Here is a 23,578-nt window from a genome sequence, read left to right as displayed (position 1 = left end):
GTACGCGATGAAGCTTCGTTGCTGCTTCGCTTGATCGAACGGTTCTTCGCTGCGTTGAAGCACAAAAATTTTTTTACGCGGCGTCTTTCGATGCAGCGCATGTGGCGCTGCAAACCTTTGTCCCACAAGCATTTTTCGCGTGTTCATTCGCATTCCCAGCCGATTGAGAAACGGATGGAATAGCCCCTTGCTATCAGGTGTTCTGTATGACAAGAGCGCTGCAAAAACATAGACGGCGCCTCAGACCAGAACGACGGGGGATATCGGCGCGCCTGGGTCGCGCCGCGATGGTAATGGAGTACACATGCGAATTGCCTTTTTCACTTTCAGCGACGTGCTGTTCAAACAGATCAGTGAAGCGTTCGAACAGAACGGCACATCCTGCACGCGTTTCACCGACGAGCTTTCGCTGATCCGCTTCCTGCAACGCAATTCGGCGGCGCTCGTCATCTTCGATGCGACGCAGAGCCAGATTCCCGCGCTCGCGACGCTCAAGTGGCGCACCTGCCATTTCCGCACCGATCTGCCCGTGATGATGATCGGCCGTTCGTGGGACAGCGAAGCCGTGATCGAGGCGCTCGATGCGGGCGTCGATGAAGTCGTGATCGGCACCGCGAGCGTCGACGAGATCATGGCGCGCGCACGGCGCTCGATTGCGCGCTGCCGCGGCTCGCGCGTGGTCGACCGGCTGACGGTGGCGGGCTATACGGTGGACCGGACGGCGCGCACGGTGAGCTTCGGCGAGCGTTGCGTGGCGCTGACCGCGCGCGAGCTGAGCCTGGCATGGCTGCTGTTGATGAACGCAGGCTCGCTGATGAGCCGCGAGCAGCTCGCGAACGCCGTGTGGGGCAAGGACGCCGACCTCGCGGGACGCTCGCTCGAACAACATATCTACAAGCTGCGCTCGAAGCTCGCGCTCGATGGCCGCGATGGGTCGCAACTGAAAACGGTCTACTCGCTCGGCTATGTGTTCATCGCGCGGCATGGCGAGGCGGCCGACAGTCGACAGCCGCTGGCCGCGTGAGCGGGCTTTCGAGCACCACCGCGTCGATTGAGAAGATGCAAAAGTACTGGACGAATGCGGCCCGCGCGGCACACGATGCACGCGCCCAACGATGCGGCAACCCGCCCGCAACCGATGCCCTTTCGCCGTGCTCTTTGTCACGCGCCCGTTCACGCATGCGAGCCACCCTTCGCGCATGCGTCAACGGCGTGCGAACGCTGACGTCAAACGGCTCGTCGTCGCCTTTTGCGCGGCGTCGTCCTTCGCGAAGTCGGCATTGCCGCCGAACGCGGCCATCTCCGGGTCTTTCGCCAGCTTCGATTCGATCGACATCTCGACCATCCGCTGCATCGTGTAGATCGATTCGCTGCGCCCCATGCCCGTATCGCGCAACAGCTGATACGCGTTCTTCATGCCGGGATCGGCGTCGATCAGCGTGGCGAACTGACGCGAGCGCGTCTGCCGCGTGCCGCCACTTTGCATGATCGTGTTCCACTGGTTCGCGAGCGTCTTCTGTTTAGCCGGATCACCAAGTCCCATCTGATACTCGACAACGGCATGCGCATGCTTGCCCACGAGATCGCGCGTTTCCTTCTTCGCGGCGGTCGACTTCCGCTCGTCAATCATCGTGCCGGGGAATATCTTGCCGTAGCGCTCCTGCCCGGCCTGCGTATGCGCCTGCTGGCGGAACGCGAGGTGTGTGTCCTTGATGAGCTTGCCGCGCGCATCGCCGAGATCGTCGAAGGCCTGCTTCATCTGCGGGTCCGCGCCTTCGCCGACAACGGAATCGGCGAACGCCTTGCGCTTGTGCAACTCGTAGCTGCCCGCCACTTCCGCCTTCTCGTCGCGCATGCGCTGCTTGAGCCCGCGGATGCCCTTGCCGACGTCGAGCGCGCCGGCGCCCGCGAGCGCGCTGCCCGCGATGCGTTCGCTCGCTGCTGTCGCCGCCGCATGCGAGCCCGCAGCCGCCACCGACGCGCCATGCGTGCCCACGGCCGTCGCCGTCGCTGCGCCGATCGCGACCGTGTTGCGGATGAATTCGTAGGCCGCGCGGTTGCCCTGTTTGGCGGCGACGTCGTCCTTGAGGAAGGCGGTGAGCAGCACGTTCTTCGCGTGCGCGGCTTCCTGCTTCAGTTCGGGATCGTCCGATCCGGCTAGCTTGCGTACCGCGTCCATGTCGTAATCGAGTTCGGCGTTGGGCTTCGTCTTCGCTCCTGCATTTGCTTGTGCATTCTGCGGCGCCTTCCCTGCCGCGTTGCTCGCCGGCTTCGTGAAGAGGTCGCTGGTTTTCTGAATGCCGTTCTTGCGCTTGAGAATCATCGTCTCGGGCCGTAACGGCACGCCGTTGTCGATGTCGCTTTGGAATTTCTTCAGATCGTCCTGCAGCATGCTGTCGAGTTGTTCGCCATAGCGCTGCTTGCGCTCCCGCGCGGCGAAGAACGCGTGGCCGTTGACGAGCGCGCCGACGGCTTCGTGCGCGGCAGTCAGACTGCCGCCGACCACGGCGCCCGTCGCCGCGCCCGCTGTCGTGTGCGTGCCGATGCCGATCGCACCCGCCACCGACGCCTCGGGACGCAGCTTGTTGGTCTCCAGAAGCGAGAAGCCGGGCTTGTCGCGATAGACGGGCTGGCCTAAACGCTGCGAACGTGCGGGCAGTCTGAAGCCGGGATCTTGCGGGGAATCGTTGGGCGCGGTGTCGGTGGCCTCCGCGATGGATGGCGTGCGTGACGGCGGTTGCGAAGGAGCGTTTATCTTTGATGCACCCGATGACGACGCCGCATGCAACGGCCCCGCTTCGTCCGATGAGGGCGGCAACGCGTGCAACGGCTTGTCGGGTGCTTTTGCCGCAATGCGTGGCCGCTGCTCATCGTGTGCGCTGGCCGTGCTGGCTGAGAACGTCGCGCCATTGCGGCCCACGCGCGCGTCGCCGTTTGCCGACGAAGACGCGTGCGATCTCAGCTGCGCGAGCGGCGCGGGCATCGGACGCGGACCCGCTGGCGGCGGAGGCGAGTTCGCGGTTCGCTGTCGCGGACGTGTGCTATCGGCGGCAGTATCCGTCGTGGTGCGGGTCGTGACATGCGGGGAGAGGTTCGTCGTTTTCAGCATGGCAAAGCTCGTCGGCAATGGATTTGAACGCGAACGCGGCGTGAAGCCTTACGCAAGAATCTGGTTCAGATACCCAAGACGCGATGCCATCTGCGGATCGGACGGCTGCTCGAAGGCGTTGCAGAACGCTTGCGTCGCGGCCTGTGCGCTATTCGTGCCCTTCACGGCCGCGATTGCGCCCGCCTGCGAGGTCTGCAATTCCTGTTTCAGATAGCCGTAGTTAGCGGCTTCGCTCGACGGATCGAGGTTGTGCTGGCGCGCGTAGTCGAGCAGACCTTGCTTGCGCGTGCCGCCCCATTGCGCGATGCCGTAGCCGTTCGCGTTGTCGTCGGCCATGTTCGAACTCGGCGCGCCGATCTTGCCGCCCTGGTTGATGCCAGAGTTCATGCCGCCGCTCTCGTGCCACAGGTTCGCGACGATGCCCGCCGCCTGATCCTTCGTGAGCCCGAAGTCCTTTTGCAGATTGCTGACGTAGGCGTCGGCGGTTTGCTTGCTCTGCGCAGGCGACAAGGCTTGTGTTTGCGGCGCGGTGCTGAGTCTTTCGGGTGCTGCGCCGAAGGATGCGCTTGGCGTTGAAGATGGCGAGGACACGGAAGCGGCTGCGCCGTTAGTGCTCGCGCCATTGCCTGCGGCGTTATTGATTGCGCCACTATTGCCGACGCCAGCCGCTCCACCGCCACCGCCTGCGCCATAGCCGCCGACAGGCGTCCCGCTGCCGGGCATCGCTGCAAAATTATCGTAACCGCCAGACGGCGCGCCCGCCGGCGCACCACCCGCGCCGCCTTGCGCACCCGTGCCGTCCGGGTCGCGCAGCATGGCGGCGAGATCGGCGAAGAACTGCGACAGACCGTTATTGCTGCCCGCCGATGCACCCGCGGTTCCCGCGCTCTGCCCCGTGCCTTGTGCGGCCCCGCCGCCGTCGATCAGCTTCGCAATATCGCTCAGCAGATTCGCAACCGACGCGTCCTGAGACGAGCCATTGCCCTGCACGCCCGCGACGGGCGACGGCCCCGACACACCGCCTACGCCGTTGAGAAGTGAAAGAGTGTTCATCCGAGTCCTCTGAGGAGAAGGCCGACGATGCGCCGTATCGATTGCGTCGACCTGGTGCCGTCAGGATAAAAGCCGTCCAGCCGTCGCACCGCGTGGCGCGCGAAGCCAGATGCGCAAACACGAAAGCGCAGCGTGCCGCCGTGTGCTTCGTTTGTCCGTATCGATACTTCGCGTCGCGCGGGCGTTGCATGCGGCGTGGCTCGTATCCTCGTTCGCATCGCATCCCGCCCGCTTATTTCGCACGCTCATTGCACACAATCAAGGAGCAAGTCAATGCGCCTCTCTGGACGCGCCGCTATTGCGTTATCCATGTCGCTAGCAGTCGCGTTCTGCGCTCACGCGTCCGCTCAGAACGCACAGCGCGACGGATTGCTTCACGTGAACGCTGACGACGACAGGATCGAAGCGCGACATCTGGAAGCAGCGCGCGCGGAGCAAAGGCGCCTCGACGCACATCGCGAGGAAGCGCATCGCGAAGACGCGCGTCTCGAACAGGAACGGCTCGCTGAAGCACGCCGCGAAGCGCGCATCGATGCGTACAACGCATGGCTCGCGCACTGGCACGAAATGCGGTCGCGCGATGGAATGACGCCATGAGCCCAGGCCGCCGCACGAACTGCCGCGCGTTGCGCATCGCCGGCACGCTGCTGTGCGCGTCGACTGCGCTTGTGACGTCCGCGGCCCACGCCGACTGCTTCGACGATGCCGCCGCATGGCAACGTCTGAATCCGCTGATCCTGCGCGCGATCGCGTGGCAGGAATCGCACAACAACGCCGACGCGACGCATGCGAACGCCAACGGTTCGACCGACTACGGCGTGATGCAGATCAACTCGATCCATCTGCCGGAACTCGAGCGATACGGCATCCGGCGCGACGCGCTGATGGTGCCGTGCAAGAACGTCTATATCGCCGCGTGGCATCTGCGCAAACAGGTGGTCCGCTACGGCAACACGTGGACAGCCGTGGGCGCCTATCATTCGTCGACGCCTGCGCTGCGCGACGATTACGCGCGCCGCATCGCCGCGATCATCGAACGCTGGCGGCGCGACCCTGCACATGCGATACCGGTGACGGCTGCATCGCTGGCCGCGCGTTGAGCGTACTGCGAAGTCGTTAGTCAAACAGCGGCGCGTCCGACGAATCTCGCGCGCCGCATCCCGACCTCGATCAGACGTCGTTCTTCTGATTCAGATCGCCCGACGACACCGACACCTGCGACGAATCGAACACCTTGTTGCCGCCATCGCCCGTTTCCGGATTCGTCAGGCCGTTGCCCGCGAACCCGAACCTCTGCGCCATGTCCATCTTGCCGTTCGAATGACCCGTTTCGAGAATCGCGGCTTCCTTCGTCGCGCCCGAGTTCAGCGTGACCGAGCCGTCCGCGCCCATATGGCCGACGTTGTTGCCGCTCGCGTTGTACAGGTTGCCCTGCGAGTCTTCCTGCAGATGCAGCGCGTCGCCGCCCGCCTTGCTGTTGATCTTGATGTTGTGCATGCCCTGGCCGGCCGTGCCCAGGCCGTTGCTGGCCGACGCGCCCGTCGGCGAACCCGTCGCCGAACCAGCGGGCGTTCCCGTGGCCGAGCCCATCGGCGGCATCGAGCCGGGTTGGCCGCCCATCGGCGAAGCGGGATTCTGCGCACCCTGTGCACCTTGCGCGCCTTGCTGACCGCCGAGCACGCCCGCCAGATCCTGCAGGAACTGGCTGACGTTGTTTCCGCCGCCCGCGTTGTTCTGCTGGCCGTCGATGAGTTGTGACAGATCCTGCAGCAGCTTGCCGACGTCGCCGCCCTGACCCGGCACGGCTTGCGACGCGCCGCCCGTCATGCCGCCGACGGGCGTGTAGTTCACGGGGTTGAGAAAGGATTGGGTAATGGAGTTCATCGAATTCTCTCTGGTTAAAAAGAAGACGAACCGGCGATCTTTGCCCGATCCCGATTCAGCCTCGACGATAGATTCATGCGGGCACTCCACACCCATGCGGCGCGAAGCCGCGTGACGCGTCGCGAATGACGCATGCCGTTGGCTCGCTGCAGCGTGCTGAAACGTTGTCCACTCTTCACACGCGTCGAGGATGCGCTTCGGCACGCGGCACGACGCTTCGCGCACGCGGAAGATCGAAAGCGGCGGCGCACACAGAATGCAGTGTCGGGCGAGTGCCCGCTTTCGATCGTCAACCGTTCATGCGAGACCGCCATGTCGAATCTTCAATGCAGTCCATCCGTGCTCAACGCGATGATGTCGGTGTTTTCAGGCGGCATGCGCATCGGCGCCATGCCGGAGTTGCATGACGTGCTCGGCGCGTTGCGCGCGTGGCAGCCGGACAGCCCGCTTGCCGACGTGTGCGAGGCCCGTTTGCTGATCAACCAGACGGAATGGCGAGAAGCGGCGAGCCTGCTGCGCCACGTGACGAGCCGTCACGCGAATCTGCCCGTCGTGTCGGCGCTGTATGCGTTGTGCCTTTTCATGCAGCACGACGACGAGTGGCGCCGCGCCGCGACGGACGCCGTCGATACGAACAACGACACGGCTATCGCGATCGTCGCGCGGTTCCTGAATGTGCCCAATGACGAGGCGGCGAGCGTTCATGGTCCGGAACTGTCGATGCGCGTGCTTGCTGCAATCGAGACGAATCGCGCGCTGGAGCATAGTTGATGGCGATGGCAGCGTTGCGCGTGGCAGCGAGTGTTAGTGCGAACGCGTCGACCTTGGCGGGCACGGGTTGCGCGTCTGCTGCAGAGGAACAGAATTCGTGAGACTGGGGCGCTTGTCGTGAGGCTGGAAAGACGGAAATTGCCAGACTTCCCCTCAGGCGGAAGGGGAACATCGCCCTTCTCTTTCTGCCAACAGGGAGATTGGCAGAAAGCATATAAAAAGCGATTCTGGTGTTTGAACGTCGCGGCTAGTTCTGCGCAATCACATCCGCCACCAGCACCGCCGTCATATTGACGATGCGGCGCACCGTCGCCGATGCGGGCAACACATGGACCGGCTGCGCTGCGCCCAACAGAATCGAGCCAATCGCGACGTTGTTCCCCGCCGCCGTCTTCAGCAGGTTGTACGAGATATTGGCTGCGTCGATGTTCGGCAACACCAGCAGATTCGCGTCGCCTTCGAGCGTCGAATCCGGCATCGCTTCGCTGCGCAGCGTGTGGTCGAGCGCGAGGCTGCCATGCATTTCCCCGTCCACCTGCAAGTGTGGCGCGCGTTGACGCAGGATCGCCAGCACATCGCGCATCTTCTGCGCAGAAGGCGCGTTGCTCGTGCCGAAGTTCGAATGCGACAGCAGCGCGATCTTCGGCTCGATGCCGAAGCGCAGCACTTCCTGGGCCGCCATGATCGTGATGTCGGCGAGTTCTTCTGCTGTCGGATCGACGTTCACGTGCGTATCAACGAGGAAAATCTGCCGGCCCGGCAGCACCAGCGCATTCATTGCTGCGTAGACGTTGCAGCCTTTCTTCTTGCCGATCACCTGATCGATGAAGTGCAGATGCCGGTGCGTCGTGCTCACCATGCCACAGATCATGCCGTCCGCCTCACCGCGCTTCACCAGCATCGCGCCGATCAGCGTGGTGCGGCGGCGCATTTCGAGCTTCGCCATCTGCTCGGTAAAGCCCTTGCGCGACATCATCTTGTGATAGGTCTGCCAGAAGTCGCGGTAGCGCTCGTCGTGATCGGTGTCGACGATCATGTAGTCCTGGCCGTTCACCAGACGCAGGCCGTACTTCGCAATACGTTGCTCGATCACAGCCGGACGACCGATCAGGATGGGCTTCGCCAGCCTTTCGTCGACGGCGATCTGCACCGCGCGCAGCACGCGCTCTTCCTCGCCTTCCGCGAACACGATGCGCTTCTTCTCCGGCTCGACGCGACGCGCCAGCTGAAAGATCGGCTTCATCGTCGTGCCGCTTTGATAGACGAACTGCTGCAGATGCTGCCTGTACGCCTCCATGTCCTCGATCGGACGCGTGGCGACGCCCGAATCCATCGCGGCCTGCGCGACAGCGGGCGCGAGCTTGACGATCAGACGCGGATCGAACGGCTTCGGAATCAGATAGTCAGGACCAAACGACAGATCACGAATGCCGTAAGCCGTTGCGACGATGTCGCTCTGTTCCTGACGCGCCAGTTCAGCAAGCGCATGGACAGCCGCAATTTCCATCTCGCGCGTGACCGTCGTCGCGCCCGCATCCAGTGCGCCGCGGAACAGGAACGGGAACACCAGCACGTTGTTGACCTGGTTCGGAAAGTCAGCTCTGCCCGTCGCCAGAATGGCATCCGGCCGTGCTTCGAGGGCGAGTTCCGGCAGAATCTCCGGCGTCGGATTGGCGAGCGCAAGAATCAGCGGCTTCGCGGCCATCTGCCTGACCATGTCCTGCTTGAGCACGCCCCCGGCCGAGAGGCCGAGAAACACGTCCGCATCGCCGATCGCTTCGGCGAGCGTGCGCGCGTTCGTTTCGCGCGCAAAACGCGCCTTGTCCAGATCCATCAGTTCGACACGGCCCTTGTAGACCACACCCGCCAGATCCGTGACCAAAATGTTTTCGAGTGGCAAACCCAGATCGACAAGCAGATCGAGACACGCAAGCGCTGCGGCTCCCGCGCCCGATGCCACCAGCTTCACCTCCTTGATGTGCTTGCCCACCACTTTCAGACCGTTGATGACCGCGGCCGCGACGACGATTGCCGTGCCGTGCTGGTCGTCGTGGAAGACGGGAATCTTCATCCGCTTGCGGCATTCCCGTTCGACGACGAAACAGTCCGGCGCCTTGATGTCTTCGAGGTTGATACCGCCGAAAGTCGGTTCGAGTGCCGCGATCACGTCCACCAGCTTGTGCGGGTCTGACTCGTTCAACTCGATATCGAACACGTCGATACCCGCGAACTTCTTGAACAGCACCGCCTTGCCTTCCATCACCGGCTTCGATGCAAGCGGCCCGATGTTGCCCAGGCCGAGCACTGCCGTGCCGTTCGTCACGACACCGACCAGGTTGCTGCGCGCGGTGAAGCGCGCGGCGTTCATCGGGTTCTCGACGATTGCCTCGCACGCGAACGCAACCCCGGGTGAGTAGGCCAGCGAGAGGTCGCGCTGGTTGATCATCTGCTTCGTCGGTGCGATGGTCAGCTTGCCCGGCGTTGGGAACTCGTGATAGTCGAGGGCTGCCTGGCGGAAGCTGGTTGTCTCGGATGGTTTTGTCATGGCGGCGGTGCTCAGGATAGGGTTGGCTCGACAGCTCAGTGCGTGTGGGACCGAATAATGGTGTCGTTCGGATGCGGCAGGTCCATCGATGCGTCTTCGACCGACTCCAGGGCTTCGAGGCTCGTGTCAGAACGGTTGAGCATCGCGCGGGCCTGGTTCATGTCGAGCGCGCCCTCCCAGCGAGCAACCACAATGGTCGCCACCCCGTTACCGATCAGATTCGTCACCGCACGCGCCTCGTTGAGGAAACGGTCGACGCCAAGCAGCAGCACCAGCCCGGATACAGGAATTTTGTGCATGGTGGCGAGCGTGGCCGCCAGTGCCACGAATCCCGCTCCGGCGACACCCGCCGACCCTTTGGACGTCAGCAACAGCACGCCAAGCAACAACAACTGATCCCAGATCGTCAGGTGGATGTTCATCGCCTGCGCAACGAACATCGAGGCCATCGTCAGATAGATCGCCGTGCCATCGGCATTGAACGTATAGCCCGTTGGCAACACCATCCCGACCACGGGACGTGAGCACCCCAGCTTTTCCATCTTGATGAGCATTTGCGGGAGGACCGCTTCAGTCGAGGCTGTCCCGAGCGTGATGAAAATCTCGTCCTTGATGTAGCGGAGGTACTTCCACAACGACAGTCCACTCACGCGCATGACGAGGCCGAGCACGACGACCACGAAGAAGATCGAGGTCAGGTACAGACACAGCATCAGCTGACCAAACGAAGCCAGCGTGCCAATCCCGTACTTCGCGATGGTGAATGCCATGCCGCCAAACGCACCGACAGGCGCGACATACATCACGATTCGTACGACCCCGAACATGCCCTGAAGGAACATATCGAGCATGTCGACAAACGGTGCGGTGCGGGGACCGAGCTTCGCGAGCGCGATGGCGAGCAGCAACGAGAAAAAGATGATGGGCAGGATCTCTCCATTCGCAAACGCTCCAACAATGCTGTTGGGAACGATGCTCATGAAGAACTCGAGCATGCCGTGCTGTTGTGCCGCGTGGGTGTAGGTGGTAATTGCCGAGCTGTCGATATGCGCGGGGTCGATGTTCATGCCGCTGCCCGGCTTGATGACGTTCACCACCACGAGGCCGACCGCAAGCGCGATCGTCGACGCAATTTCGAAGTAGACGACCGCCTTGACGCCAACCCGACCGGCTTCATGAAGGTCATTCATGCGGGCAATACCCACCACGACGGATGCAAAAATGATCGGAGCGAGCAGCATCCGGATCAATTTGATGAACAGGTCACCGAGGGGTTTGAGTTGAGACCCGATATCAGGGTAAAAATGTCCGACGAGGACACCGGCAACAATGCCAATCAAAACCTGGACGTAAAGCTTCGAAAGTGATTTTCCGATCTTTGAAACCCGCATGACTGTCTCCTATGCGTGGCATCTTTTAATGAAAGTAAGGCTGAGCACCGCAGCGGCATTTAGCGCTGCGGCGAGCACGGCCTCATTTCGCCTGCGTTCCGTTTATCTGTTTTTATGAACGCTGCGCCGACGCGCTTTTCGGCGCGCTTGTCGGCTTGTCGGTACATTTGCCGCGAGTGTGTTGATCAGCGGCTTATGCGGAGAGCTTTTGCATCTCGGCGAAGAGATCGGCTTTTCCTTCGAAGCCGATGCCGGGCAGATCGGGCATGGTGATATAGCCGCCGTCCACCTTCACGCCATCGGGGAAGCCGCCATACGGCTGGAACAGGTCCGGATAGGATTCGTTGCCACCGAGACCAAGGCCCGCCGCGATGTTCAACGACATCTGATGCCCGCCGTGCGGAATGCAGCGGCTCGGCGACCAGCCGTGCTGATGCAGCATGTCGAGCGTACGCAGGTATTCGACGAGGCCATAGCTGAGCGCGCAGTCGAACTGCAGCCAGTCACGATCGGGCCGCATGCCGCCGTAACGGATCAGGTTGCGGGCGTCCTGCATCGAGAACAGGTCTTCGCCCGTCGCCATCGGCTTGTCGTAGTAGTTGCGCAGCGTGGCTTGCAATTCGAAGTCGAGCGGATCGCCGGGTTCTTCGTACCAGAACAGGTCGTATTGCGACAGCGCCTTCGCGTACTGGATAGCGGTGTCGAGATCGAAGCGGCCGTTGGCATCGACGGCGAGTTTCTGGCCGTCCTGCAGCACGCTCAGGATCGAGTCGATGCGGCGCAAATCTTCATCGAGCGAAGCGCCACCGATCTTCTTCTTCACGACCGTATAACCCCGGTCGATGTAGCTGCGCATTTCGTCTTTCAGCTTCCCGTGGTCCTGGCCCGGGTAGTAGTAACCGCCCGCGGCGTACACGAAGATCTTGCGATTGGGCTGGCCATTACCATAACGGTCTGCCAGCAACTGGAACAACGGCTTGCCTTCGATCTTGGCCACCGCATCCCAGATCGCCATGTCGATCGTGCCGATGGCCACCGAGCGCTCGCCGTGGCCGCCCGGCTTTTCGTTCGTGAACATCGTCGCCCAGATCTTGTGCGGATCGAGGTTGTCGCCGGCATCGTTGACGAGCGTGGCGGGATCGGCTTCGAGGATGCGCGGAATGAACCGCTCGCGCATCAGCTTGCCCTGACCGTAGCGACCATTGGAATTGAAGCCGTAACCCACAACCGGCTTTCCGTCCCGGATGACATCCGTCACCACGGCGACGAGACTCAGCGTCATCTTGCTGAAGTCAATGTAGGCATTCCGGATCGGGGAGCTGATCGGAACGGTCTTTTCGCGGATTTCAACGATTCTCATGATGGCGTCTCCTGAGTTTTGGGCACGTTTTGCATGCGTCTGGCTGCAATGGAAACTAGCTTATCCGCGGAATGAGGCGTTAGAATTCACCTGGATTCATTTCATTTTTTACTTTTGGTGAACAAACCGAAGTGACGACCGACTCTGCATCCGATTTCGAGTTTTTCATCCTCATCGCCAGGCTGAAAAGCCTGTCGGGAGCGGCGCGTGCGCTCGATCTCACCCCGCCGGCGGCGACCAAGCGGCTGGGGCTGATCGAGCAGAGACTGGGGGCGCGCCTGGTCAACAGGACGACACGGAGTGTCAGCCTCACGCCGGAAGGCGAGACCTATCTGCGCTATGCGACGCAGATCGTCGGGCAAGTCCGGCAGATGGAAGACGAGATATCCGGGTCCAGGTCCGATCCGCATGGGCTATTACGGATCAATGCGACGCTCGGCTTCGGGCGCACGACCATCGCGCCGCTCGTGTCTGACTTCGCGAAACGGTTTCCTAACGTCGAAATCCAGTTTGAGGTGACCGACCGGCCCATCGATCTGGTCGAGGAGGCATTCGACATGGCGATCCGTTTTGGCGAGCTTCCCGACAGCCGGCTTAGCGCACGGCGCATCATGAGCAATCGCCGGTTTCTCTGTGCCTCACCCAAATACCTCGAGCGTTTCGGGACACCGGAGCGCGTGGAGGACCTGGTTCGGCACCGTTGCATCATTCATCGCCAGAACGATGATGCGTATGGCGTCTGGCGGTACATGCAGGGCGATCACACGGAAGCGCTGAAAGTCAAAGGCGCGCTTTCAAGCAATGACGGCGATATCGTGCTGCGGTGGGCGCTCGACGGACATGGGATATTGATTCGTTCCGAATGGGATCTGGCGAAGTACGTTCAGAGCGGCAGGTTGAAACTGGTCCTGCCGGATACGGTACTACCGTCGGCCGATCTGTTTGTCTACTATCCCAGCCAGCGGAACCAGACGGCGCGCGCACGGACATTTATCGATTTTCTGATCGATCATTTTCAGGCACCGTTCATTCCGGTCGAAACGGGGGCTGCGATTTATGCTCAGAAGAAGAGAGGCGGACGGAAGGCTTGAGGCTTGCGTCCTGGGCACGTTGACCTCTATGTGCAGAGCTTGCGGCCTTTCGCGTCGTATTCTCGAAAAACGCTTTGTGGTGGAGTCAGGGCTGATCCGATGGGTATGTACCGGCCCCTCAACGGCCCTTCCGCTCTACCGGGAGGAAACGTTTAACCTCGCGTGCTGGACGTACTCAGACTCACGATCCAAGCAGCAATGACGCCCTTCCCGGCCTCATTCTGACCAGCGGAGTGACCCACACGCGCTAGTCGTTCACGGTCGGTCATTTGACCGATGCCACGTAGGCAAGCCCAGTGCGATCCTTCCCTTCGGCACGTTCATTAAAATCCGTTAGGGAGTTGCAATGGTTGATCGCCATGAAGATATTACTCGAGCTCAGGACGAACGCTGGCTCACGCGCTACTATTTTGTCCGTACCGCGTTTTCCGCTGTCTGGGTCGTACTAGCTTTCTCCGTCGGCCAGCACTTCCCGGCCAGCGCAGTTGCACTGCTGGTCGTGTATCCCGCATGGGATGCGCTGGCCAATTACATCGACGCGTCGCATAGCGGCGGATTGGCTGAAAATCCTACCCAGGCCATCAACGTCATCATCAGTGCCATTACTACGGTTGCTGTGATTGTCGCATTGAGATCGGACTGGGTGCTGGGCGTATTCGGCGTTTGGGCCATACTTTCCGGACTGCTTCAGCTCGCCACCGCCGTCCGTCGTTGGAGGCGCCTGGGCGCGCAATGGGCGATGGTCTTGAGTGGCGGACAGTCGGCATTGGCAGGGGCATTTTTTCTGATGCAAAGCCGCGCGCCAATCCATCCCGCAATTGGCAAAGTGGCCGGCTACGCGGCGGTAGGCGCTGTCTACTTTCTCGTTTCTTCGGTGTGGCTATCGGTCGGCCAGTTGCGCCGCAAGGCTGTCTGAACGCCTTGAAGCATCGGCGCAATTGATTCCGGCGCAGTCTCGACGGGCAGAACGGAACATAAAACTGCTGCGGTTTTGGAGCAAGGGCATCCGCGGCGCGGTGCGGAACTTGCCGATCAACGCGGTTTCGAGGCCGATGCGGGAAAAGTTACTGGATTCACCGTGGGCCGCCAGCAAGCTTCACGTGCAGGCGTATGCAGTTCCTGTCCCAGTCGCGTTGCCACTTGTCGAAGCGGATGGACCAGAATGTAGTCCATCCGGTCGGACCAGGATGGCGGAGCGGCAAGATCTCCCATCGGCACCGACGACAAAACTGAGCCAATACCCAGGATCCCAGTCCACGAGCGATAACACATGACTGATCATAGCGAAACACACATCCATCACATGAGCGATATCGACGAAGCCCTGTGTGAGATCCGAGGTCTGAATCGCCGGGTCGTGACGTTTTCGGGTTTTTCTTCGGCAGGCTACGAGGACCAACATGCCGTCGAGCAAATGTTGTCGGGCTGGCTCGACACACTGGACCCGCTCGCCGACATCGTCTGCTCCGGCGCGACGCCGATGGGTATCGGCGCCTCGTACGCGCTTGCATCGTCACGCGGATTCCAGACTATCGGTATCGTGTCCTCGAACGCGGTGAAGGAGCAGGTGAGGTTTGCGGAAGACGTCAAGACCGTATTCGTCATTGAAGACGATCGCTGGGGCGGTTACATCGAAAATACCCATACGCCTTCACCGACCTCGAGAGTGATGGTCGAAGCCTCGGACGTATTGATCTTTATCGGAGGCGGAGACATCGCGCGGGACGAATACGATTACGCGAAACGGCTCGGCAAACAGTTGCACTTCGAGGCCGCCGACATGAATCACAACTTGTCGATGGACAAGGCGCGACGCAAGGGAGAACCCGCGCCATCGAACTTCAAAGGCTCGCTGTACCAGTATCTGGAAGCACGCAAAAAATGACTCAGGTGTTTTCGGCTTGGCCTTCGCGCAGGCGACGACACTCGACGCGCCGTTGTAGTCCGACGCAAGAAGCGCCAGTGATGCGTTACTGCGCCGGGCCCCTTGCAACCACGTTGGTCATGCTGTTTCACTTCGAATAAAGTACCGGTTCCTGCTGCCAGACGAATCGCCATGTGACTTAAGAGTAGAAAGACCACGTATTTGCACGTTTGTCGACATTGCCTGATGCGAAACGCGTGACACTGCTCGCGATGTGGGATGGAATGGACACGGGCGAGTCGTCCGCCGGCACGGCGTACATGGTGAAACTGGCGCGGGATTCGGGCGTATTCGCTTTGGAGTCCATCGACACGAAACAGTTGATCTGAGAGCCGGTGGGGTCTCGCACCCTTGCGTCTCTTCGAGTGATCCACTAAACGTAGTTGCCATGGTGCCGCCGCGGACTGTGCACATTCCTGTCCGGGCAACGACTTCAGGAGTATGAGATGGACGACGCAGCCCTCGAACTGGTTTGGAGCAAATACCGTGGCTGGGCTTCACGTGCGCGGGCCATCCGGATTCAGCTTGACCGGTGGAGATTGTACGCACTGGCGTTTACCGTGACGGGCGCCGTGCTGGCGACGCTGGCCGCACAGCTTCCCAACTGGTTTGCGGATCTCACTATCGTCACGCGCATCCTGAGCGCCGCGAGTGCGGTCGCCATGGCACTCGCTGCCTGGACTGCCCGCTCGATGCTCGACTCGACGTACGAGAAAGACTGGATTCGCACACGTGCGCTCGCCGAGCGGGCCAAGTCAGAAGGATATCGCTATGCCACGCGCGTGCCGCCGTACGACAGTGGCGACAAGAGTGAGAAGCTGCTCGAAAAGATAAAGGAACTCATGACCGAGGGCGAAGACTTGCCCCCATTGGAGGTCAAGGCCGAAGACGCCAGCAAGGGTTGCCCTGGGCATCCGCTGACCGTGCAGGAGTATGCAACGGTGCGAATCGGCGACCAGGTCAAGTTCTACTCCGATAAGGCCGATGCGAATGAAAGAAACGCGCACCGCTGCACGCTGGCAATACAAGTGCTGAGCGGCATTGCGGCCGCGCTGGCCGCTCTGGGTGCCATCTATGCGGGAGCGCAAATCGAAGCCTGGGTGGCCACGCTCAGTGCGATTACCACTGCGATAGGTGCTTATGCGATGGCTCAGCGCTACCAGCGGCTTGCTGCGACTTATCGTCTCGCCGCTGACAGACTGAAATTGCGCCTTGCGATGTGGAAGATCACCACGCAGGCACGGCCCGATCCGGAAGCGGATAACGCACTGATACTCGACGCAGAAGGAATCATGAACGGCGAAAACGACGCATGGGTCACAGATTTCCTGAAGCGCCCGGCGACATCGTCGACGGAGACACTGAACTCCTGAGCTCATACGGAAGTGTTTGTCGCAACGAAAACGTCTCGGAGATTGGGCGACCAACTATTCGGGATTAGTTAAACAGAAATCACGCAAAGAAAAGATCCGGCCTCGCAGCGCACGGTCAACCGGAATGTTGCTCGTGCGCCGTGAGGTGCGGCTCCGTAGCGCTCGCCTTCTCCAATCGGACTGACTGGCCGAATCACCGGACGCGCTCAGCCCGCAACACCGACGGAACAATAAGAGCCGAGATGGCTGGCGACAGCACGCTCCTTCGCCGAGTAGCTCGACGGCTCAGAATACAGCGGCGACTCAATACCGAACACTGTCGCGCAAGCCTTCAGCTGGATCATCAAATAGCGGTCGAGCGCTGCGTCCGACACCACTTCCCGTCGTTCCGCGAGGCGCCGCGGCAGGCACCACCTGTCCCAGAACACCGCCCTTCCCTGTTCCAGCAGCGCCTTTGACTTTAAAAAGGCATGTTTCGTCCCGTCGCAAATGCGGTAGCTCACGAAACTCAAAGGACGCCTGGCAAGCTTCTTCTCCCATGCGATAAGGGGCGCTGCGGACTCCAGTTCTCGCATGGACTGAAGGTAGTGACCAATCCGATGCCCAAGCTCTTCATGCGGCCACAGTGGCGTGCTGGTCCGCCCCTGTGCGCTGAGAGTACGAAGGTCTGCGAGAACAGACCTCGCATCGGCGAGCGGCAACCATACCGAGCGCGAGCTTGCCTCGAAACGGATTTCTTTAGCGTCGCCGTCTCTTTCGATATGACGCACGCACAGGCGTGCATCAATGCCAGGCGGCAGCCGTCCCCACGGGGAATCCAGCTGACTCACTATCCAGATCACATCTCCTTTGCGCACTCTCGTAGCGGCACCCGTCTGCGAGCGCGTCTTGTGGAATACGGGTCTTCGGAAACCTGCGGACGCATGTTGCGCATCAGCGAACCATAGTGCGCGAGGGTCACGAGGAAAATGCACGACCACCCGCCGCGGAACGTAGTGGATAAAGTGCCGTGGTTCTTTCACGTTCGATTCCCCAACGTACATGCGTTGCATGTCGACACGCCGCCTTTCTCTCCGAGATGCAAGAACAAAGAAAAGCAAAAGGCCGGAATGGGACCAAAAGTCATTCCCTTAATGAAGCACAGAGAGAACTTGCTTGAACAACGCAAATCTATCATTGAGCCCGATGATGCCCCCGTTGATGCGACGGGTAATTTCCGTGAAATCTTCGAGGTCGTTGTCGTCGGTGCGATCGTCCGCGAGTTCATTCAGACCGCGACTTTGCCAATACCAGGCGGCTGCCGCGCACGCATTTTCCGGCTTCATGAGCAAGTCGGGTTGCTTATCGAGTTCCACGGCAATGGCTTTTCCGGCCGCCGCGTAGTTGCTGCGCCCGGTAAGCTGGATAATGCCTCGTCCGCGAAAAAGATAACCGTCTCCGCTTTGAACATTGCCGTTGCCCATGCGGTTGGCGTAGACGAAGTTCGCGAGTTTAATCGGATTCCCCGCATAGAGCGCTGCGGTAGCTTCATCAGGAAACCGTTTTGGCCAGACCTTCATGAGACGCGCGGCCGTATAGCCGAGTGCCTCCTCGAGTCTGTTGAACTGTCCCGATTCGTAGCCCGTTTGCGCAAGAAAACTTGCAATGCGATCCGGCGTATCGATGCCGAACTTCGGCAGTGAAGCATTCAGGCCGGCCGCCCAGCCAGCAGGATCGCCGCAGCGCGGGAAGGCACGCTTGAGGGAATTGGCATCCAACATGATTCCTCCGATACGCAAATGATTGCACGGTGAGTGCCGGTGAGTGCTTCAGTTAAGGAAGCGTCATTGCCGGCAATGCAGAGTCCCACCTTTCATTGTGAAATCGAAGATAGTTTGTGAGTCAATTGAAAGCAAGAATGGTTGTGTGCGACCTCTAACATATGAACGCAGAAGTCAGCGGCTCAATGCGGGTTCCCGGCTGCCGGGGCGACTTATCTGTTCAGTGTGGAGCATACGCGGGCTGGGATGACCGTTATCGCCTGGACGCTGACCTAGCGTGCAGCGCGCCGATTGCGCGCCGCCGCCGCGTATCAGACCGGACTTGCCGCCCGCGTCATCAGCACGATCTTCCCGATATGCACCCCCGAGTCCATCAGCGCATGCGCCCCGCGCGCATCGTCGAGATCGAAGGTTTGATAGATCACGGGCTTCACCGCGCCGCTTCGAATCTGCGGCCACACCTTTCGCTCGAGATCCTCGATCAACGCCGCTTTTTCCTCATGCGTGCGCGAGCGCAGCGTCGAGCCGATGTGCGTAAGGCGTTTCGCCAGCATCGGGAACAGGTCGAGTGCTGGCGCCGGGCCCTTGATGATGCCGATTTGCACGATGCGGCCGTTCATCGCGGACGCCGCGTAGTTCCGCGCGACGTAGTCGCCAGCAATGATATCGACGACCACGTCCACGCCGCGCCCGCCCGTCTCGCGCATGACGGCCTCGACGAAATCCTCGTTCCGGTAATCAACCGCGACATCGGCGCCGAGCGCCATGCTCGCGTCACGCTGCGCGTCCGAGCTGACCGTCGTGATGATCTTCGATGCGCCGAATGCCTTCGCGAGCATCGTCGCGGTGGTGCCGATGCCGGATGCGCCGCCGTGGATCAGCACGCTTTCGCCCGCCGCGAAATTGCCGCGCTGGAACAGGTTCAGCCATACCGTCAGAAAGGTCTCGGGCATCGCCGCCGCTTCGATCACCGAGAGACCGTAGGGAATCGCCAGTGTGTTGCTCTCGTGCGCGGCCGCATACTCCGCATAGCCGCCGCCCGGGACCAGCGCGCAGACGAGATCGCCGACCGCGAACCGCGTCACGGAGCGCCCGACGGACACGACCTCGCCCGCGACTTCGAGCCCGGGAATGTCCGACGCGCCCGGCGGCGGATCGTACAAGCCCTTGCGCTGCATCACGTCAGGACCGTTTACGCCGGCGGCATGAACGCGGATCAGCACCTCGTCGTCGGCGGGTGCGGGAACCGGCCGCTCGACGGGCACGAGCACATCCGGGCCGCCCGGTTGCGTAATGTCGATCGCGGTCATCGCCGCGGGAATCGCTTTGGTTTCGTGTGACACGACTTCATCCTTTTCAAAATGCCAGATGCGCCGCGGATTCGGTCAACCTGCTGAATCGCTGCATCGGTTGAAAAAAGTGTAGCGGCGCAGCCGGGTTTTGACCCGCAGCGAATTGCCGATCGTATGATGCAAATTTGCATCACGCCGGAGGCGATATGAACTGGGACGACGCGCGCATCTTCGTCGCGCTCCATCGGGAAAGGACCTTGCGCGCCGCCGCCCGCGCGCTCGACATCGATCAGGCAACGGTGGGCCGCAGACTTGCCGCGCTCGAGCACACGCTCGGCGCGACGCTATTCCTGCGCACGTCGAACGGCTATGAGCTCACGCCCGTCGGCAAGATCGCGATCCGCGCCGCCGAGGCGATGGAACAGTCCGCGCACGACCTCGTCCGCCACACACAAGGCGTGGACAAGCGCCTTGCCGGCGAGGTGAAGCTCTCGACGACGGATGCGCTTGCCCAGGAGTTCGTCATGCCGGCGATCGAGCGCCTGCATATGAAGCATCCGGATGTATCGGTGATGCTCGACACGACGACCCAGGTGCTCAATCTCGCGAAGCGCGAAGCCGACATCGCGATCCGGACCGTCAAGCCGCGCAATCCGGATCTGCTTGCCCGCCGCGTGGCGAGTTGGGAAGTGGGGCTGTTTGCGTCGCCCGACTATCTGCGGCGCCATGGCGAACCGGTGCCGGGTGAGCGATTCGCGGGGCACGATCTGGTGGTCTACCAGCCGTATTTTGCCAAGGCGCGCGTGCCGGAATTCCTCGGGGAACCACTGACGGACGGCCGGATCGTCGCGCGCCTGAACACGAACCTGACGCTGCGCGCGGCGCTCAGGGCCGGGCTCGGCATCAGCCCTCTACCCATGCCGATGGCCGAACGCGACGGCCTCGTGCGAATCTGGCCGAACCGCTCGAACGACGCGCCGTATGAAATCTGGCTCGTCACGCATCATGATCTGCGACACACCGCGCGCATCCGCGTGACGATCGACGAAATCGTCTCAGCGTTCGATCGATAGCAGCGAATGCGCTGCACGTGTCACCCATTACCTCAGCTTGCAGACCCCGACGCCCATTCGCTGAAGCCGGGCCCCTCATGAATGGTTTTATGTCTTGCCCATTCCACCTCGGCGGCAGTGGCATACGTCACGCCGGGCTCCCACCAAAGTGCGGGTTCCTGCTGGAAAGAGGGGCGTCTTTGCATTCGAGCGACCAGCGACGCGAGCCCGGGTCGGCCAGCAGCACGCCAGGACAATCGCAACGGGCGCGTTTCAATGAACTGACAGATGCAGGTGAGCAAGATGTCCTGAGCCGACATCACGCCGGGGACGAAAGCGCCGTCAGCGCCGACAAGCTGAGTCTCGAACCAGTCGAGAAGATACTGGTTGCGCATGGCACATCGCGCCGCGTGAACATTTTCTTCATGCCTGACCCCAGACCATTGCAGTTGCGACACCATCGTCGTCGACACGCCGAACGTCTGTAACGTCGCGAGAACGAGTTTGTCGTGCCAGCTTTGCGTGGCGCGCACATAGTCGCTTGCCAGCGGATCCATCCCCTCCGGCGCAGGCACGCCTGGATAGCTGGACATAAGGTAGTCGATGATCACCGAGGAATCCCAAAGCGTCAGGTCACCGTCTACCAGGGTAGGAACCTGAAGGGTCGGCGCGACCTTCGCCCGCTCTTCGACGCTGGGCGTCGTAAAGGTCTCCTCACGCTCGAAATCGAGTCCCTTCTCGACCAGCACGATACGGACGGCACGAGCGAAAGGCGATCCTGTCGTGAAGAACAGCTTGCGCATCCTGGCCCCCTTGATTGACGGACCGCGTTGACCGATATGGACGGATGTTTTTGCTTGTCCAGACGTGCAGCGCCGACCAATTAGCCTTTCAGGCCGTTCAGAACCATCATCAGTCTGAACCTCGCGACAACGTCGCATCAGCGGCAATTTACGTAGACTGGACAGAAAACGAACGGTTGAAGAACGCGAACGAGTCGCCCGAACCGCACCGAATCCGCGCGCCCACGAAGCGGACTACACTTCAATCAACCATAGTTGAAAAATGGGCAGGCACGTAAGCAGATTGATGGCACCGGCGTGCGCAAATGTCCGTCCTCTAGTGGAGACGATCATGAAAAAGGAGAGAAAGACCGCTCGGCAAATTCTGTCCGAAAACCCTCGGAACGTGATTTCGGTCGGCCCAGCGGATGCCGTGCTAACGGCGCTGCATCTGATGGCCGACGAGGATGTCACCACCGTGCTGGTGTTGCAGGGCAGCAATCTTGTCGGCATCCTGTCGCAGCGCGACTACGCCCGCAAGGTCGAACTGGCCGGCCGCAGTGCCGCCGGGACAACCGTGGCCGACATCATGACTACCCAGGTGTATTACGTCACCCCCGAGCACACCTGTGAACAGTGTCTGGCGTTGATGCATATAAGAAGGATCCGGCATCTGCCCGTGATCGATTCCGGAAAGGTCATCGGCGTGCTATCCAACAGTGACGTGCTCGAGGAACTGATTCAGGAAGACGAACATTTCATCAGCATTCTCGAACATGACATGCTCTACCTGACCGTCGATACGGGCGGTGCCTATTAAGCATCCGCGTGCGACCAGGGATGGGCGTGGTGTCTCGACAGGGACAACCAACCCACGCTCACCCCGCACGCCTCCCCCTCAAGTCACACGACAAGACGCGTCCTCACCCGCAGGCGTGCTGACGACACGCTTGACTTTCATCAGGCGCCCGATCGCGCGGTGCAAGGGCTTGTCAATGTAGCGATAGACGACGCAACCCACCACTGAAGCCACCACGACCGCGAGAATCACCCCAGCTGGCGAGCGCACATCGAAACCATGCACGACTTTTGGAACGAGCTTGCGCATCGCCTCGATGACGAACGGGTGGCTGAGATAGGTCGCATAGCTCGCATCGCCGAGATACAGCAATCCGCGCGTGAGCGCGCTGTCTACCACGAGGCCTTCGAGACTCAGCGTGCTGATCAGCAGCAGACAGGTCGGCACGCCATTTCCCACAACCGGGGAGACGTCCGGCCATACCCGTTCGATACAGGTCATCAGCGCATACATCGCGATGGCCACGAACGCAGCCAGCGCGACCGGAATTCGTAGCCCTTTCCTCCATACGAACCATACGGCGATGCCTAACGGGAATTCGAGCAACCGGTCGTAGGCGAGGAATTCGACGATCGCCCGGTTCGAATGCGCGAGGCTCGCAATCAGGAACGCCGCTGCGAGCATCAGCGTGATCGCCGCGAATACCAACGAGGCATTCCGCCGGAACCGCCACAGCGCAAGCGCCGACGTCGCGTAGAACAGCATCTCGTAGTTCAGCGTCCAGCCGACGAACAGCATCGGGAACATGTGGCCGCTCTCTTTCCTGTATGGAATGAAAAAGAGCGACTTCAGCAGCTCAGGGACATTGGCGGTCGTCGAATTGAAGAGATCGGGCCTAAGCAGCGCGCCGAAGAACACCAGCAACGTCGCGAGCCAATAGAGCGGCACGATCCGCACGAGGCGGCTTGCGATGAAGTCGCGCACGCTGGTCGTGCCGGCTTCGAGCGCGAGTGCGATCACAAAGCCACTCAGTACGAAGAATACGTCAACGCGGAATTCACCGAACACCCGACCGTCCTGTATCAAGACGTGGTGCACGACGACAGTTGTCGCTGTCACTGCGCGAAGGATTCTTATTGAATTCAGCCTGCGCATCGCTCACCCATTGATGAGTAAACCATACCTGGCTGTGCTCCAGGCGTGAGGAGGCAGGCGATACGTCGCAGCGGTCACAAGATCGCCAGGGGTATCGTGCCTTTGCCGGTGTTCTTTACGAAGTCGTGCATCGTCAAATCGTGCATCGCCGCCTCCGCGTATCTCCGTCGAGAGAAACATCTGCGCAAAACGAAACGCTCGCGCGATCCGGATGCGCGATCGTTTCATCGCTTGAAC

The 23,578-nt window shown here is 61.1% G+C and carries 22 protein-coding genes; 11 read left to right on the top strand and 11 right to left on the bottom strand.

The genetic code is table 11. The annotated features are described in order from the left end of the window. The first annotated feature begins 304 nt into the window (after positions 1-304). Entirely contained in the window at positions 305-1,024 is a 720-nt protein-coding gene (locus SB822_RS26745) for a response regulator transcription factor (protein ID WP_410856029.1), read from the top strand. Between the two features lie 180 nt (positions 1,025-1,204). Here the strand turns inward: SB822_RS26745 and SB822_RS26740 are convergent, their stop codons facing one another. Beyond that, complete coding sequence (locus SB822_RS26740) at positions 1,205-3,109, bottom strand: hypothetical protein (RefSeq protein WP_410856028.1); 1,905 nt, start codon at positions 3,107-3,109, stop codon at positions 1,205-1,207. A 48-nt stretch (positions 3,110-3,157) separates the two neighbouring features. Next, entirely contained in the window at positions 3,158-4,162 is a 1,005-nt protein-coding gene (locus SB822_RS26735) for a phage tail tip lysozyme (protein WP_410856027.1), read from the bottom strand. Positions 4,163-4,540: 378 nt separating this feature from the next. Here SB822_RS26735 and SB822_RS26730 point away from each other — a divergent pair, with 378 nt between their 5' ends. Together SB822_RS26730 and SB822_RS26725 are read left to right on the top strand one after the other, a co-directional pair. Then, positions 4,541-4,759 (top strand): hypothetical protein, encoded by a 219-nt coding sequence (locus SB822_RS26730; RefSeq protein ID WP_131542622.1) that lies wholly within the window; start codon positions 4,541-4,543, stop codon positions 4,757-4,759. Next, positions 4,756-5,262 (top strand): lytic transglycosylase domain-containing protein, encoded by a 507-nt coding sequence (locus SB822_RS26725; RefSeq protein WP_410856026.1) that lies wholly within the window; start codon positions 4,756-4,758, stop codon positions 5,260-5,262. Before SB822_RS26730 ends, SB822_RS26725 begins: the two co-directional genes overlap by 4 nt. Positions 5,263-5,332: 70 nt before the next feature. On the opposite strand, the gene SB822_RS26720 is transcribed toward SB822_RS26725, so the two are convergent. Continuing rightward, a complete protein-coding gene (locus SB822_RS26720) occupies positions 5,333-6,046 on the bottom strand; it encodes a hypothetical protein (protein WP_410856025.1) in 714 nt (237 codons plus the stop codon). A gap of 312 nt (positions 6,047-6,358) precedes the next feature. Here SB822_RS26720 and SB822_RS26715 point away from each other — a divergent pair, with 312 nt between their 5' ends. Then, positions 6,359-6,817, top strand: a complete 459-nt coding sequence (locus tag SB822_RS26715; protein ID WP_410856024.1) for an HrpB1 family type III secretion system apparatus protein — start codon at positions 6,359-6,361, stop codon at positions 6,815-6,817. A 247-nt stretch (positions 6,818-7,064) separates the two neighbouring features. On the opposite strand, the gene SB822_RS26710 is transcribed toward SB822_RS26715, so the two are convergent. The 3 genes from SB822_RS26710 to SB822_RS26700 all read right to left on the bottom strand — a co-directional run bounded on the left by SB822_RS26710 (position 7,065) and on the right by SB822_RS26700 (position 12,113). Then, positions 7,065-9,362 carry an NADP-dependent malic enzyme gene (locus SB822_RS26710; RefSeq protein WP_410856023.1) on the bottom strand — a complete coding sequence of 766 codons (2,298 nt, stop codon included), beginning with the start codon at positions 9,360-9,362 and terminating at the stop codon, positions 7,065-7,067. Positions 9,363-9,397: 35 nt separating this feature from the next. Further along, complete coding sequence (gene dctA, locus SB822_RS26705) at positions 9,398-10,753, bottom strand: C4-dicarboxylate transporter DctA (RefSeq protein WP_079502822.1); 1,356 nt, start codon at positions 10,751-10,753, stop codon at positions 9,398-9,400. A 193-nt stretch (positions 10,754-10,946) separates the two neighbouring features. Next, positions 10,947-12,113 carry a mandelate racemase/muconate lactonizing enzyme family protein gene (locus SB822_RS26700; protein WP_079502821.1) on the bottom strand — a complete coding sequence of 389 codons (1,167 nt, stop codon included), beginning with the start codon at positions 12,111-12,113 and terminating at the stop codon, positions 10,947-10,949. Between the two features lie 131 nt (positions 12,114-12,244). On the opposite strand from SB822_RS26700, the gene SB822_RS26695 reads away from it, so the two are divergent. From SB822_RS26695 to SB822_RS26675, 5 genes are all read left to right on the top strand, one after another. Next, positions 12,245-13,204 (top strand): LysR family transcriptional regulator, encoded by a 960-nt coding sequence (locus tag SB822_RS26695; protein WP_007736591.1) that lies wholly within the window; start codon positions 12,245-12,247, stop codon positions 13,202-13,204. Positions 13,205-13,550: 346 nt separating this feature from the next. Further along, positions 13,551-14,120 (top strand): hypothetical protein, encoded by a 570-nt coding sequence (locus SB822_RS26690; protein WP_079493413.1) that lies wholly within the window; start codon positions 13,551-13,553, stop codon positions 14,118-14,120. 354 nt (positions 14,121-14,474) lie between these two features. Further along, positions 14,475-15,089, top strand: coding sequence for a hypothetical protein (locus SB822_RS26685; protein WP_410856022.1), 615 nt, complete (start codon positions 14,475-14,477; stop codon positions 15,087-15,089). 209 nt (positions 15,090-15,298) lie between these two features. After that, positions 15,299-15,457, top strand: a complete 159-nt coding sequence (locus tag SB822_RS26680) for a hypothetical protein (protein ID WP_410856021.1) — start codon at positions 15,299-15,301, stop codon at positions 15,455-15,457. Positions 15,458-15,574: 117 nt separating this feature from the next. Then, on the top strand, positions 15,575-16,501 hold the full coding sequence (locus SB822_RS26675) for a DUF4231 domain-containing protein (RefSeq protein WP_410856020.1): 927 nt from the start codon (positions 15,575-15,577) through the stop codon (positions 16,499-16,501). 206 nt (positions 16,502-16,707) lie between these two features. Here the strand turns inward: SB822_RS26675 and SB822_RS26670 are convergent, their stop codons facing one another. From SB822_RS26670 to SB822_RS26660, 3 genes are all read right to left on the bottom strand, one after another. Continuing rightward, positions 16,708-17,553 (bottom strand): hypothetical protein, encoded by an 846-nt coding sequence (locus SB822_RS26670; RefSeq protein WP_410856019.1) that lies wholly within the window; start codon positions 17,551-17,553, stop codon positions 16,708-16,710. Between the two features lie 78 nt (positions 17,554-17,631). Continuing rightward, complete coding sequence (locus SB822_RS26665) at positions 17,632-18,261, bottom strand: glycoside hydrolase family 19 protein (RefSeq protein ID WP_007583767.1); 630 nt, start codon at positions 18,259-18,261, stop codon at positions 17,632-17,634. A 311-nt stretch (positions 18,262-18,572) separates the two neighbouring features. Beyond that, complete coding sequence (locus SB822_RS26660; RefSeq protein ID WP_410856053.1) at positions 18,573-19,571, bottom strand: NAD(P)H-quinone oxidoreductase; 999 nt, start codon at positions 19,569-19,571, stop codon at positions 18,573-18,575. Between the two features lie 188 nt (positions 19,572-19,759). On the opposite strand from SB822_RS26660, the gene SB822_RS26655 reads away from it, so the two are divergent. Then, positions 19,760-20,626, top strand: a complete 867-nt coding sequence (locus SB822_RS26655; protein WP_410856018.1) for a LysR family transcriptional regulator — start codon at positions 19,760-19,762, stop codon at positions 20,624-20,626. A gap of 32 nt (positions 20,627-20,658) precedes the next feature. Here SB822_RS26655 and SB822_RS26650 read toward each other — a convergent pair whose 3' ends face one another. Beyond that, the gene (locus SB822_RS26650) at positions 20,659-21,408 is read right to left on the bottom strand and encodes a glutathione S-transferase family protein (protein WP_114223362.1); all 750 of its coding nucleotides are present in this window, start codon (positions 21,406-21,408) and stop codon (positions 20,659-20,661) included. 331 nt (positions 21,409-21,739) lie between these two features. Here SB822_RS26650 and SB822_RS26645 point away from each other — a divergent pair, with 331 nt between their 5' ends. Then, positions 21,740-22,207 (top strand): CBS domain-containing protein, encoded by a 468-nt coding sequence (locus SB822_RS26645; protein ID WP_007736576.1) that lies wholly within the window; start codon positions 21,740-21,742, stop codon positions 22,205-22,207. Between the two features lie 78 nt (positions 22,208-22,285). Here SB822_RS26645 and SB822_RS26640 read toward each other — a convergent pair whose 3' ends face one another. Continuing rightward, a complete protein-coding gene (locus SB822_RS26640; protein ID WP_079482384.1) occupies positions 22,286-23,341 on the bottom strand; it encodes an acyltransferase family protein in 1,056 nt (351 codons plus the stop codon). Positions 23,342-23,578 lie beyond the last annotated feature (237 nt).

This window comes from Paraburkholderia sp. SIMBA_054 (genome assembly GCF_046534875.1).
Lineage (GTDB): Bacteria > Pseudomonadota > Gammaproteobacteria > Burkholderiales > Burkholderiaceae > Paraburkholderia > Paraburkholderia hospita.
This window is presented reverse-complemented; position numbering and strand designations above follow the sequence as displayed.